General features: G+C 37.6%; 13 protein-coding genes. 12 read left to right on the top strand and 1 reads right to left on the bottom strand.

Annotation, left to right across the window (positions count from 1 at the left end; genetic code table 11):
• Nucleotides 1-96 precede the first annotated feature (96 nt).
• From mutS to glnA, 10 genes are all read left to right on the top strand, one after another.
• Nucleotides 97-2676, top strand: a complete 2580-nt coding sequence (mutS, locus tag C8270_RS14685) for a DNA mismatch repair protein MutS (RefSeq protein WP_106497551.1) — start codon at nucleotides 97-99, stop codon at nucleotides 2674-2676.
• A gap of 46 nt (nucleotides 2677-2722) precedes the next feature.
• Nucleotides 2723-4588 (top strand): DNA mismatch repair endonuclease MutL, encoded by a 1866-nt coding sequence (mutL, locus tag C8270_RS14680; RefSeq protein WP_106497550.1) that lies wholly within the window; start codon nucleotides 2723-2725, stop codon nucleotides 4586-4588.
• A 57-nt stretch (nucleotides 4589-4645) separates the two neighbouring features.
• On the top strand, nucleotides 4646-5095 hold the full coding sequence (locus C8270_RS14675; protein WP_106497549.1) for a Dps family protein: 450 nt from the start codon (nucleotides 4646-4648) through the stop codon (nucleotides 5093-5095).
• A gap of 23 nt (nucleotides 5096-5118) precedes the next feature.
• Complete coding sequence (gene miaA, locus C8270_RS14670) at nucleotides 5119-6051, top strand: tRNA (adenosine(37)-N6)-dimethylallyltransferase MiaA (protein WP_106497548.1); 933 nt, start codon at nucleotides 5119-5121, stop codon at nucleotides 6049-6051.
• Nucleotides 6052-6089: 38 nt separating this feature from the next.
• Nucleotides 6090-6314, top strand: a complete 225-nt coding sequence (hfq, locus tag C8270_RS14665; protein WP_106497547.1) for an RNA chaperone Hfq — start codon at nucleotides 6090-6092, stop codon at nucleotides 6312-6314.
• A 154-nt stretch (nucleotides 6315-6468) separates the two neighbouring features.
• Complete coding sequence (spoVK, locus tag C8270_RS14660; protein ID WP_106498554.1) at nucleotides 6469-7383, top strand: stage V sporulation protein K; 915 nt, start codon at nucleotides 6469-6471, stop codon at nucleotides 7381-7383.
• A gap of 110 nt (nucleotides 7384-7493) precedes the next feature.
• Nucleotides 7494-8729 carry a GTPase HflX gene (hflX, locus tag C8270_RS14655; RefSeq protein WP_106497546.1) on the top strand — a complete coding sequence of 412 codons (1236 nt, stop codon included), beginning with the start codon at nucleotides 7494-7496 and terminating at the stop codon, nucleotides 8727-8729.
• A 7-nt stretch (nucleotides 8730-8736) separates the two neighbouring features.
• Nucleotides 8737-9981, top strand: coding sequence for a methionine gamma-lyase family protein (locus C8270_RS14650; protein WP_106497545.1), 1245 nt, complete (start codon nucleotides 8737-8739; stop codon nucleotides 9979-9981).
• Between the two features lie 131 nt (nucleotides 9982-10112).
• Nucleotides 10113-10487 carry a MerR family transcriptional regulator gene (locus C8270_RS14645; protein ID WP_106497544.1) on the top strand — a complete coding sequence of 125 codons (375 nt, stop codon included), beginning with the start codon at nucleotides 10113-10115 and terminating at the stop codon, nucleotides 10485-10487.
• A gap of 36 nt (nucleotides 10488-10523) precedes the next feature.
• Entirely contained in the window at nucleotides 10524-11861 is a 1338-nt protein-coding gene (gene glnA / locus C8270_RS14640; protein WP_106497543.1) for a type I glutamate--ammonia ligase, read from the top strand.
• 39 nt (nucleotides 11862-11900) lie between these two features.
• On the opposite strand, the gene lexA is transcribed toward glnA, so the two are convergent.
• Nucleotides 11901-12524, bottom strand: coding sequence for a transcriptional repressor LexA (gene lexA / locus C8270_RS14635; protein ID WP_106497542.1), 624 nt, complete (start codon nucleotides 12522-12524; stop codon nucleotides 11901-11903).
• A 286-nt stretch (nucleotides 12525-12810) separates the two neighbouring features.
• Between lexA and C8270_RS14630 the strand changes: the two genes are divergently transcribed.
• Nucleotides 12811-13467 carry a YneB family resolvase-like protein gene (locus C8270_RS14630; protein ID WP_106497541.1) on the top strand — a complete coding sequence of 219 codons (657 nt, stop codon included), beginning with the start codon at nucleotides 12811-12813 and terminating at the stop codon, nucleotides 13465-13467.
• A gap of 85 nt (nucleotides 13468-13552) precedes the next feature.
• Nucleotides 13553-13786: a DUF896 domain-containing protein gene (locus C8270_RS14625; protein WP_106497540.1), complete on the top strand. Its 234-nt coding sequence runs from the start codon at nucleotides 13553-13555 to the stop codon at nucleotides 13784-13786.
• Nucleotides 13787-13811 lie beyond the last annotated feature (25 nt).

Below are 13811 nucleotides of genomic sequence, written 5' to 3'. Positions count from 1 at the left end.
AATCTCTTATAACCCGGTGCATGTTATCCAGTCGCTTCAAACTTGCAATTTATGCTATAATGGAACAATATATATTCGGTTTTTGGAGGATTAATGATGGCAAAATATACACCAATGATGGAACAATATTTACAAATCAAGGCTGAGCATAAGGATGCTTTTTTGTTTTTCCGGCTAGGTGATTTTTATGAAATGTTTTTTGATGATGCAACAAAGGCTGCAAGGGAGCTTGAGATTACGCTAACAAAACGGGATGCGGGACAGAAAGAGCCAATTCCAATGTGCGGTGTACCCTATCATTCAGCGGATAATTACATAAAAAATTTAATTGAGAAAGGTTATAAGGTAGCAATATGTGAGCAAGTGGAAGATCCGAAAGCTGCTAAAGGTGTAGTGAAACGGGAAGTTGTGCAGTTAATAACACCCGGAACAGTTATGGAGACGAACATGCTGAGTGAACGGGAAAATAACTATATTGCTAGTCTATCCCATTTTCAGGATGGTACATTCGTCATTGTCTATAATGATTTATCTACTGGCGAAAACCGGTTGGCAATGGTTACACATGGATGGGAAGCGGTTATTCACGAATTATATAACCAACCAATTAAAGAGATTGTTATTTCGTCTAATCTCCCCGGGAATTGGCAGCACGATTTACAAGCAAAACTAAATGTAACATTATCTTTTCAGGATGAGATCACTTTTAACGGGGAATATCGCAACCTATGTGATGATTTAAATGATGAGCGTTTGATGAAGGCGTTCAGTCGGCTGTTAAATTATATCCAGCACACACAGAAACGTTCACTTGATCATTTACAGCCTGCCAAAGTGATCGAGCTAAACGATTATTTGTCATTGGATATGTACTCCAAACGCAATCTGGAATTAACGGAAACAATTATTAAAAAAGGGAAACATGGAAGCCTGTTGTGGGTATTAGATCGAACAGTTACAGCAATGGGATCGAGACTATTAAAGAAATGGTTGGAACGTCCATTGATTAATCAGCATCTTATAGATGAGCGCCTTGAGATTGTTGATGGATTTTATCAAGGATTTATGGAACGTGATTCATTACGGGAATCATTAAAGTCCGTTTATGACTTAGAACGATTAGCAGGAAGAATCGCCTATGGAAATGTGAATGCACGTGATTTAATTCAACTTAAGCAATCACTTAATAAAATCCCTGAATTACAAACTATTTTACAACAATTTCCACAACCACAGATCAAGGAATTATGTAACGCCATTCGTTGGCCAGAGCAAATTGTCACCATGCTGGAAGGTAGTTTAGTAGATGATCCGCCTATTTCAATCAAAGAGGGTGGCATCATTAAAGATGGTTATAACGAAATGTTAGATACGTATCGTGATGCATCACGGAATGGGAAAAAGTGGATTGCTGAATTAGAACAAAAGGAAAAGCAGGAAACAAACATCAAATCGTTAAAAATTGGCTATAATCGAGTGTTTGGCTATTATATTGAAGTTACAAAAGCTAACTTACATTTATTGCCTGAGGGAAGATATGAGCGTAAACAAACCTTAACAAACGCAGAGCGCTACATTACACCTGAATTAAAGGAAAAGGAGCAGCTTATCCTGGAAGCGGAAGAAAAAAGTGTTGAACTGGAATATAATTTGTTTATTGAAATTCGTGAACAATTAAAAGAACAAATCCCTGTATTACAAGAATTGGCAGATGTTGTTAGTCGAATTGATGTATTACAAGCATTTGCAACCGTTAGTGAGGAAAATAATTATAAACGTCCGCGGTTTGTTGAAAATAACCTGTCGATAAATAATGGCCGGCATCCGGTAGTGGAACAGGTCATGAAAGATGGCTCATTTGTACCAAATAATATTAAACTTGATAAGGAAACAGAAGTACTTCTTATAACGGGACCAAATATGTCCGGAAAAAGTACGTTTATGCGACAACTGGCATTAACTGTTATCATGGGACAAATTGGCTGTTTTGTACCATGTGATGAAGCTGATTTGATTATTTTCGATCAAATCTTTACTAGGATTGGAGCGGCGGATGATTTAGTCTCCGGTCAAAGTACTTTTATGGTTGAAATGCTTGAAGCGAATCATGCCATTGCAAATGCAACTGATAAAAGCTTAATCTTATTAGATGAAATTGGGCGGGGTACAAGCACTTATGATGGTATGGCATTAGCCCAAGCTATCGTAGAGTATATTCACAACAATATTCATGCGAAAACCCTTTTCTCCACCCATTATCATGAATTAACAGCGTTGGAAGATTCCTTGGATAAGTTAAAAAATATTCATGTGCGAGCAGAAGAACATGAAGGAAATGTCGTGTTTCTTCACCAGATAATGGATGGGGCAGCAGACGAGAGTTATGGAATTCATGTCGCAAAACTTGCCAATTTACCTGAAGCATTAATTAATCGAGCAAGTATGATACTGCGTGAATTTGAGGATGTTGATCAAGGGGAACAAACGGCAAAAATTCATGATTCCAATCAATTATCATTTTTTGTTGAAGAAAATCAGCCTGCGAAAAAGAAAGACATAGAAAAGCAGGATTCTGCCGTAGAGCAAGCATTAGCAAATCTAGATTTGTTTGATATGACACCATTAGATGCTATGAATGAATTATACCGATTGCAAAAGCTAACGAAGCAAAACTAAAGTGGAGGATTACGGAGTTTGGAATGCTTGAGAAAGGATAGGTAGTATGAAGATAACTCAAATGCCTGATGCGCTAGCAAACAAAATAGCAGCTGGGGAAGTAGTAGAACGACCAGCATCTGTCGTAAAAGAGCTAATTGAAAATAGTATTGACGCGAATAGTACATGGATAAAAGTAGAAATTCAAGAAGCCGGATTACAGCAAATTAAAATCACCGATGACGGGGATGGAATGTCAGAACAGGATTGTGAGACAGCTTTTTTACGTCATGCCACAAGCAAAATTAAAAATGAATCAGATTTATTCCATATCAAAACACTTGGTTTTCGTGGTGAGGCACTAGCTAGTATTGCAGCGGTCAGTCGACTGTCCGTGAAAACGTCACAGGGTGATGCAGCAGGTACAATACTAGAAATCGAAGGTGGTAACGTTACCGATAAACGAAAGAGCGATGCCCGGAAAGGATCGGAAATCGTTGTTGAGGATTTATTTTTTAATACGCCCGCCCGGTTAAAATACATGAAAACAATTCATACGGAACTCGGCCATATTACTGATTTACTAAATCGTTTAGCATTGTCACATCCATCGATAAGGTTTGAAGCTACCCATAATGGCAAGCAGCTTTTTAAAACAACTGGAAACGGGGATCTTCTGCAGGTTATCGCCCATGTATACGGGATGAGTGTGGCGAAAAAAATGTTACCAATTAAGCATGAAACACTTGATTTTACCATTGAGGGTTATATTGCCAAGCCCGAAGTTACGCGTGCGTCACGGTCCTATATTTCAACGATTATTAATGGACGCTATATTAAAAGTATCCCACTATCAAAAGCCATCATTAGAGGATATCATACGTTGTTACCTATCGGCCGCCAACCGATTGTCGTACTTTCGATCAATATGGATCCGATCCTAGTTGATGTAAATGTTCATCCAGCAAAACTTGAAGTTCGGTTTAGTAAGGATAAAGAATTATTTACTTCAATTGAAGAAACCATTCAAGCGACATTCCGGAAGACAACGTTAATTCCTGAATTAGAACGGAAGGAAAAACAACAACCACCAAAATCTATACAAAGCACGATAACATTTGATGATGTGCCAAAATCTGAATCGACAATGGATTGGAATTTGGAAAAACAGGTAAGTGAAACGCAGATGCCACTTGCCACTAGTTTTGATAAAGGTGTACCAGAATCAGAGTTGGATTTTTATCAAGACGTGAATTTTGATCAACAGCAAGAAACAGATCAATCACTTGCTCAACCAGCTGAAGAAGAGGAATTTACAATTCAAGAGCCACCAGTTAAAGTAGGGCGAGAACGTGTACCTACAATGTACCCGATCGGACAATTACAAGGGACGTATATTATGGCACAGAATGAAAATGGGCTATATATGATTGATCAGCATGCGGCACAGGAACGAATTAAATATGAGTTTTTTAAAGAGAAATTGGGAAAAACAACGAATGAATCGCAAGCATTATTAATTCCGTTAACATTTGATTTCTCCAAGCAGGAAGCTATCTTTATTGAACAATACAAAGAAGACCTGGAGAAAGTGGGCTTGTTTTTTGAACCATTTGGTAATCAGAGCTATATTATCCGCTCCCACCCAAATTGGTTTCCACGAGGTTTTGAAGAAGAAGTTATTCGTGAGATGATCGGACAAATTATGAATGAGGAAAAAATTAATATTGAAGCCATTCGAGAAGATGCGGCCATCCTAATGTCGTGTAAACGATCGATTAAAGCAAACCATTACTTGAATCAAGATGATATGTTTCGCCTATTAGAAGACTTGCGTTCAACAACAGATCCATTCACATGCCCGCATGGCAGACCAATAATTGTTCATTTTTCCTCTTACGAACTGGAAAAAATGTTCAAACGGGTTATGTAATGATGTATAAACAGAATAGATCTCGTCTAAGCTAGTGGAAAATGCGAGGTGTGTTTTGTGGATAATCAGCGTTTAATTAATTTTTTAAATCAATTACTGTCCAATTATTTTGTCATGTATGTAAAATTGCATCGGTATCATTGGTATGTTCAAGGAAGGCATTTCTTTCAATTACACGCTCAGTTTGAAGAAATGTATGGTGTAGTAGCGGATGATCTAGATGAAATTGCTGAGCGTATTCTAATGATTAATGGGAAACCTTTGGCAACAATGAGCAAATATTTGAAAGAAGCTACACTTGAAGAAGCAACTGCAGATGATAAAGAAAATGAGATCATTGCACAATTGCGTCATGATTACGAGCAATTAATTGATGAAATTAAAAAAGAAGGATTACCTTTAGCTGAAGAAAACAAAGACGAGCCAACAAGTGATCTCATGATCGGCTTACAAGCGAAATTAGAGAAATACGTTTGGATGCTTCAGGCACTTCAAGCATACGAATAATCGGATAACATAGGGGAATGAGGATGAAACAAAATGTTGTTGCAGTGGTTGGTCCTACTGCAGTTGGGAAGACAAAATTGAGTATTGAAATCGCTAAATCCTTTCATGGAGAAGTGATTAGCGGGGATTCTATGCAAGTTTACCAGGGAATGGATATTGGGACTGCGAAAATAACGAATACACAAATGCAGGGAATCCCCCATTATATGTTAGACATTAAGAAGCCAGATGAAGCTTTCTCTGTCGCTGACTATCAGACATATGTTCAGCAGTATATCGATCAGATTTCAGGAAACAGTCACTTGCCAATTATAGCAGGCGGAAGCGGTCTGTACATCCAAGCAGCCTTATACAACTACAATTTTTCCGAACAAAGAAGAGACAAGCAACTTACCGAGCAATTGGAAAAAGTTATTCAAACGGAAGGTCCATATACGCTGCACAATTACTTAAAGAAAGTTGATCCAGAACAAGCTAAAAAAATACATCCTAATAATCATCGCCGGTTGATACGGGCAATTGAAATCTATGAAACAACCGGGAAGACAATGTCAGGAAATACGCGAGAGCAGGGACAATCACCTTTTAATCCTGTTTTTATAGGATTAGAGATGGAGCGGCAATTATTGTATCATCGTATCAATGAACGAGTTGATAGAATGATGGAACAGGGACTGTTAGAGGAGGTTAAAAATTTATATTCCTTAGGATTTGAAAATGAGCAGTCAATGCGAGGAATTGGATATAAAGAGTTTATTCCTTATTTAAAAGGGGAACAAAGTCTTGAAGCTTCAATCGATGTTTTAAAACGTAATTCCAGAAGGTTTGCCAAACGACAGTATACATGGTTTAAAAATAAAATGAATGTACATTGGTATACTGTTACACCAGACTCAATTGATGAAAAATTTCGAACTATTTTAAATGATTTAGCAGGAATCTTAGAAGAAAAGTAGAAATAGTATATATACAGATAGAAAGAGGAGGAAATGCGATGGCACAATCAGTAAACATTCAGGATAATTTTTTAAATCAACTTAGAAAGGATCACATTTCGGTCACCATATTTTTAACAAATGGATTCCAGCTGCGAGGGATTGTGAAGGCCTTCGATAACTTTACTGTATTATTTGAAACAGACGGAAAGCAACAACTTATATTTAAACACGCCATTTCAACATTTGCACCTGTTAAAAACGTGGCACTAGAAAAAGAATAAAAAAGTTTAACGGACACTCTCCAGGGTGTCCGTTTTGCGTGATTTTGAACCGATATCACTTCTAATTTCTAACTTCTGTTATGGGCGTTTGTCACACCTATTTTACGATACGCGTATACTAAAGTGACGAAGGAGTGATGAAGTGGAAACGCAAATGGTACGCAATAAAAATGGGCAAATTAATATTGTGTTCAACGATAAAAAGGCCATAAAAATTGAAAATAGCACAGAAATAAATCGTGTTGAAAATGGCCCGTTTACACATATTGATCAGGAATTCTCATCCTTCATTGGAATGGAAAAATTAAAAAAAACCATTAAAGAAATATATGCCACGATTGTAATCAATGAGAGGCGAAAGCAAATGGGGTTGACCTGCACAAAACAGGTGCTGCATATGTTGTTTAAAGGAAACCCAGGAACTGGAAAAACAACAGTTGCCAGAAAGATCGCTAAGTTATACTTTGAAATGGGGTTATTGTCAAAAGGGCAATTTATTGAAGCTGAGCGGGCTGATTTGGTGGGTGAATATATTGGGCAAACCGCTCAAAAAACCCGGTCTATTATCCAAAAATCTATGGGTGGAATGCTATTTATTGATGAGGCTTATTCGTTAGCCCGTGGTGGGGAAAAGGATTTTGGCAAGGAAGCAATCGATACATTGGTTAAACACATGGAGGATAATCATAACGACTTTGTTTTAATTTTGGCAGGATATCCATATGAGATGGAGCGATTCTTATTGCTTAATCCAGGGCTTAAATCCAGATTTCCCTTCATTTTGGACTTCCAGGACTATGATGTTGACCAGCTTATGAATATCGCTAAACAGATGGTTTCACTACGGGAGTATCAGTTATCGCAAGAAGCTGAATGGAAGTTACAGACTCAATTATCTAAAAAGACACGAGAAGGGGAACGTAATTTTTCAAATGCCCGATATGTAAGAAATGTAATTGAACATTCGATACGTAGGCATGCAGTAAGGGTGCTTTGCAAAGACCACTACACAGCAGATGATTTAATCCGATTAACTGGTAGCGATTTAACTTTTACAGAGGAGCTATAGTGGTTCATTATAAAATGAAATTTACTATCCGTAAATGCTGGATAAAATTGTGATGTGCTTTTTTCTTTGCTATGATATAGGCATGCTGTAAGTGAAAGAGGTTGATCAACATGCCAGAACAAATTATAATCATCGCTGTAAAAAAGCCAGAACAAAATGATGAACGCTTTCAATCTTCTTTGGATGAATTAGTTTCTTTAAGTAATACTGCAGGTGGAACGGTGAAAAAAGTAATCACGCAAAATCGTAACCGAATTCATCCTGCCAACTATATCGGTGAAGGTAAAATGGAAGAAATAGCGGAAGAAATAATTGAGATGGAGATTGATTTAGTTATTTCCAATGATGAATTATCAGCTGGACAATTGCGAAATCTTGGAGAACGATTTGGTGTCCGAATTATTGACAGGAGCCAGCTGATTTTAGACATTTTCGCCCAACGTGCTCATACCAAAGAGGGGAAACTTCAAGTTGAATTGGCACAGTTGGAATACATGCTTCCAAGGTTACACGGGCAAGGTATAGCAATGTCTCGTTTGGGTGCAGGTATTGGTACACGTGGGCCTGGGGAAACAAAACTTGAAACGGATAGACGCCATATTAGACGACGAATTTATGATATAAAACGTCGGTTAAAACTTGTTGTTGGCCAACGTGAACAATATCGTAAACGCCGGAAATCAAATCACGTTTTTCAAATTGCGATTGTAGGATATACGAATGCAGGAAAATCGACTGTATTTAATCGGATAACAAAAAGTCATTCACTTGAGGAAAACCAATTATTTGCTACTCTCGATCCACTTACAAGGCAGATTCAATTCCCATCTGGTTTCCATGCGTTACTAACGGATACCGTTGGGTTTCTTCAAGACTTGCCGACGTCTTTAATTGCCTCTTTCCGATCGACGCTTGAAGAAGTGACGGAAGCAGATTTTATTTTGCATGTTGTTGATGTGGCACATCCGGATAAGGAACAGCAGCAAGACACGGTGCTTGATTTATTGCAAGATTTAGATGCGCATACAATTCCGACATTAACAGTTTATAATAAAAAGGATCTGCTAGAAGGGGATTTTATTCCTTCCAATCATCCAGCAATGCTTATCAGCGCTTATGACCAGGAAAATATTCAAGCATTGTTAAGGAGAATGGAAACGATACTGAGAGATGAGTGGGAATGGTATAAAACAACGCTAAATCCTGATCAAGGTAAATTACTTCAGCGCCTTAAGCATGAGACCATTATGGATGAGTGGTTTTATGACGAAGAGCTGATGAAATATAAAGTGAAGGGCTATATTCAAGAGAACCATCCATTAACAAGCCAATTAAAGGAGCAGTAATGTACGAATGATTGAACAATACGCACAGCAAGCAGAAAAAGATTGTAAAAATAAACATATACAAATTAGTAAAACGGTCGAAGTAAATCAAAAACGGGTACTTGATGCATTTAAAAATAATCGGGTAAGTGACAGTCATTTTCATTCAACAACTGGATATGGCTATGATGATGATGGTAGGGAAACTATAGAAGCAGTCTATGCGGAGGTGTTTGGTGGAGAGGAAGCATTAGTAAGACCGCAAATCGTATCCGGAACACATGCAATCTCCACCGCGCTATTTGGACTGCTTCGACCTGGGGAAGAACTAGTTTATTTAACAGGTAAACCGTATGATACGTTGGAATCGGTTATTGGCAAGCGTGGAGACAATACAGGGTCATTAAAAGATTTTGGAATTGGTTATAAGGAAGTAGACCTAAAGCAAGATGGTTCGATTGATTATGTGGAAGCAAGTCGATCCATAACATCAAAAACAAAGGTCGTAGGTATTCAACGATCGAAGGGCTATGATGATCGGCCATCCTTTACAATCCAACAAATCGCAGAAATGGTGCAATTTGTGAAGGAAATCAATGACGAAATTATCGTGTTTGTTGATAACTGTTATGGGGAGTTCGTTGAGGAGAAAGAACCATTACATGTTGGAGCAGACATAATCGCTGGATCTTTAATAAAAAATCCAGGTGGTGGAATCGTTCGGGCTGGTGGATATATCGTTGGTCGTAAAGAGCTTGTTTTACAATGTGGCAATCGGTTAACAGCTCCAGGATTGGGGAAAGAAACTGGAGCCACATTACATATGTTGCAGGAGATGTACCAAGGGTTTTTCTTGGCTCCGCATGTAGTTGGGGAAGCATTAAAAGGCGCCGTTTTTACAGCTCGATTTCTAGAGCTAATTGGATATACAACACAGCCAGACTATCAAGCGGAGCGAACTGATTTAATTCAATCGGTTACATTTGAAAGTGCGGAGCAAATGATTGCGTTCTGTCAAACCATTCAAATGAACTCACCGGTTAATTCATTTGTAACACCAGTCCCAAGTCCAATGCCTGGTTATGAAGATGATGTCATTATGGCAGCTGGAACATTTATACAAGGGGCAAGCCTTGAATTAACAGCCGACGGACCGATAAGAGCTCCCTATACGGCGTTTGTACAAGGTGGTTTGACTTACGAACATGTGAAGATTGCTTTAAAAGAAGCTGCAACAACTCTCATTAAAAAAGGTTTTCTCACATTAAAATAGGGTAAAGAAATAGAGATGGGAATCTATCTCTATTTCTTTTTGGTGCTTATGTTAGGAAACCTTACATTTATTTGACAGAGATATTAACATACGGTAAACTATTAATTATAAATGTTGAAGGGGGTTCAATAATGAACGATCAAGATAGACGTTCCATGCCCTTATTCTCGATAGGAATAGTAAAGAAATTAACGGAACTAACGGCAAGACAAATTAGAAACTATGAGGAACATGGTCTTATTCAACCTGAAAGAACATCAGGGAATCAACGGTTGTTCTCCTTTAATGATGTTGATCGGTTACTGGAGATAAAAGACTTACTTGACAAAGGCATTAACTTAGCTGGTATTAAGCATTTGCTTATCACTAATAAACAGATGCAACAGCAAAAGGAAATGTTATCCGAAAAAGAGCTTAGAATTATGTTAAAGAACGAATTACATGAAGCTGGAAGAATGGGAAAATCTAGCTTGAGACAAGGTGAATTATCTAGATTTTTTCAATAAAAATAAAGGTGATTTGAAAAGCTGGGAGGCTAACGAATGAGTTCAAAATTGTCGAAGGAACAAATTTATCAAATAATAGAGGAGGAAAATGTTCGATTTATACGCTTGCAATTTACGGACATGCTGGGGACAATTAAAAATGTTGAAATTCCGTTAAGCCAATTGGATAAAGCGTTAGATAATAAAATGATGTTTGATGGATCCTCAATTGAAGGTTTTGTTCGGATTGAAGAATCTGATATGTATTTGCATCCAGACCTAGATACATTTGTCGTATTCCCATGGACATCTGACAAAGGAAAAGTTGCGCGATTTATTTGTGATATTTACAATCCAGATGGAACACCATTTGAAGGATGTCCAAGATATAATTTGAAACGAAATCTTAAAAAAATGGAAGAATTAGGTTACTCAGCATTTAATATTGGTACAGAACCAGAATTCTTTTTATTTAAACTAGATGAGCATGGTGACCCATCATTGGAATTGAACGATCGGGGCGGGTATTTTGATTTAGCTCCAACAGATTTAGGGGAAAACTGCCGTCGTGATATAGTTCTTGAATTGGAAGAAATGGGATTTAATATTGAAGCATCCCATCATGAAAGTGCACCAGGTCAACATGAAATTGACTTCCAATATTCCGATGCAGTTAAACATTGTGATGATATTCAAACATTTAAGCTTGTTGTTAAGACGATCGCTCGAAAACATAACTTACATGCAACATTTATGCCTAAACCATTATTTGGTGTTAACGGCTCTGGTATGCATGTAAATATGTCCTTATTTAAGGATGGAGAAAATGTATTCTTTGACAATGATGGGGATATGCAGCTGAGCGAAATAGCGTATCAATTTACAGCTGGACTTATTAAACATGCTACAAGTTTCACTGCTGTGACAAATCCAACTGTAAATTCCTATAAACGTTTAGTTCCGGGATATGAGGCGCCAAGTTATGTTGCGTGGTCAGCACAAAATCGGAGTCCATTAGTACGGATCCCGTTTTCAAGAGGATTAAGTACCAGGGTTGAACTTAGAAGTGTTGACCCCGCCGCAAACCCTTATATGGCTATGGCAGTACTTCTTGCGTCAGGTCTTGATGGGATTACGTCAAAACTAACACCGCCAGAACCAGTAAACCGCAACATTTATGTAATGGATAAAGCAGAACGTGAAAGAAACGGAATCAAAGACTTACCTGCAACATTGATGGATGCACTAAGTGAGTTGGAAAAAGATGAAGTTGTTTCAGTTGCACTAGGTGAGCATCTTTATGAGCATTTTATTGAGGCTAAAGAGATTGAATGGGACATGTTCAGAACAACTGTACACCCATGGGAACGTGAACAGTATTTAGCGTCTTATTAAAAAATCCCCTTGATACGTATTCAACGTATCAAGGGTTTTTTAATGGATGTTTCGGTATAATCCAATTACTTTACCTAGAATCGTAACATTTTGATAGATTAACGGTTCCATTGTTGCGTTCTCAGGTTGTAAGCGAATATGATCTTTTTCCTTGAAGAATCGTTTTACTGTAGCTTCATCCTCATCTGTCATTGCCACAACAATATCTCCGTTTTGCGCCGTGTTTTGTTGTTTTACAATAACCATGTCACCATTTAATATACCAGCTTCGATCATGCTTTCTCCTTCGATTACTAAGACATATAAACTATCATCTGGTCCTGCGCTTGAACTTGGCAAGGGGATGAATTCTTCAATATTTTCTACAGCGGTAATCGGAATTCCGGCGGTAACTTTTCCTATAACCGGTGCATATCGGGCCTCTTCTTTCGGTATATTATTTTCTTCTGACGGATTTAAAACCTCTATTGCTCTAGGTTTCGTCGGGTCTCTCCTTATATAGCCTTTACTCTCTATTCTTGCAAGATGACCGTGAACAGTAGAACTTGACGCAAGACCAACTGCTTCAGCTATTTCTCTTACGGACGGTGGATAGCCTTTTTTGCTAACCTGGTCCTTAATAAAATCAAGAATCATTTGCTGCCTTTTGGAAAGTTTAGTCATTTAGCAAACACCTCACGCATATTATTTATTGATACTAGTTTATCACTAGAATCATTAATAAGCAAACGTTCGTTCGAAAATACATTGACAAGATCGTACGTTCGATGTACTATATTGATAGACGAACAATAGTTCTTATTTGATGAAGGAGCTGATTGATATGTTTGGAAAACTTACTAAAACAGATGTATTCTATCTTGTTACTTTTGCTTTAACATTGGGGTTTTTATACTTTTCAATGGTTACCAGCGCATAGTATACTGATATAAGTGAAGGGGTAATTGGATTGAAAGCGATTCTTTATTGTCGGGTAAGTACAGATAAAAAAACGCAGGAAACATCTTTAGCACGACAAAAGCAGGAACTCATCAGTCTTGCAACACGTTATGAATTCACTGTTGTTGAGATAATCGAAGAGCAAGCAAGTGGTTACGATATAGACCGTGATGGTATATTTCAGCTACTTGATTACTTTTCTGCCAATAAAGCGGATTGTTTACTGATCCAGGACGAAACTAGGTTAGGGAGAGGGAATACAAAAATTGCGTTATTTCATCAACTGCATAAATTGAATATATCGATATACACTGCAATTCAGGACGGACAGTTGGAACTATCCGAATCCGATTCAATGGTTTTACAAATTGTCGGAATTGTTGAGGAGTATCAGCGGAGGATTCACAATACAAAAATTAGACGGGGAATGAAAAAAGCCATTCACGAAGGTTATGATCCAAGTAAGAATTTAACACATCGCAATCAAGCGCCTGGTAGAGAAAGAAAAACATTCCCTATTGAAGAAGTTGTCAAACTGAGACAGAAGAATTTAACCTTTGAGGAAATTGCTAATACACTAAATGGCATGGGACATTCGGTTTCCAAAGCAACGGTTCATCGAAGATATCAAGAACATCAAGAACATCAAGAACATCTTAACGCTTGAAACTCTTATAAAGGAAAGGTATCATGAAAAGGCAAGAACGTGATTATTGTTCTTGCTTTTTTGCATGGTACAGGAGGTATTTTTTATGATAGCCAAAGAGAAATTAGATAGAATAAATAAATTAGCTAATAAGTCGAAAACTGAAGGGTTGACAGACAAGGAAAAAAAAGAACAAAAAGAACTCAGGCAAGAATATTTACAAAACGTTCGTAAATCCTTTAAAAATCAATTTAAAACAATGACTGTTGTTGACCGCGAAGGCAATGATGTTACACCACAAAAGTTGCGTGACCTGCAAGGAAAAAATAAAGATCAATAATTGCCAATACTATTAAAGGTAAAGT

Source organism: Lentibacillus sp. Marseille-P4043 (genome assembly GCF_900258515.1).
GTDB lineage: Bacteria > Bacillota > Bacilli > Bacillales > Amphibacillaceae > Lentibacillus_C.
Note: the sequence above shows the minus strand (reverse complement) of the source record. Positions and strands in the feature narration are given on the sequence as shown.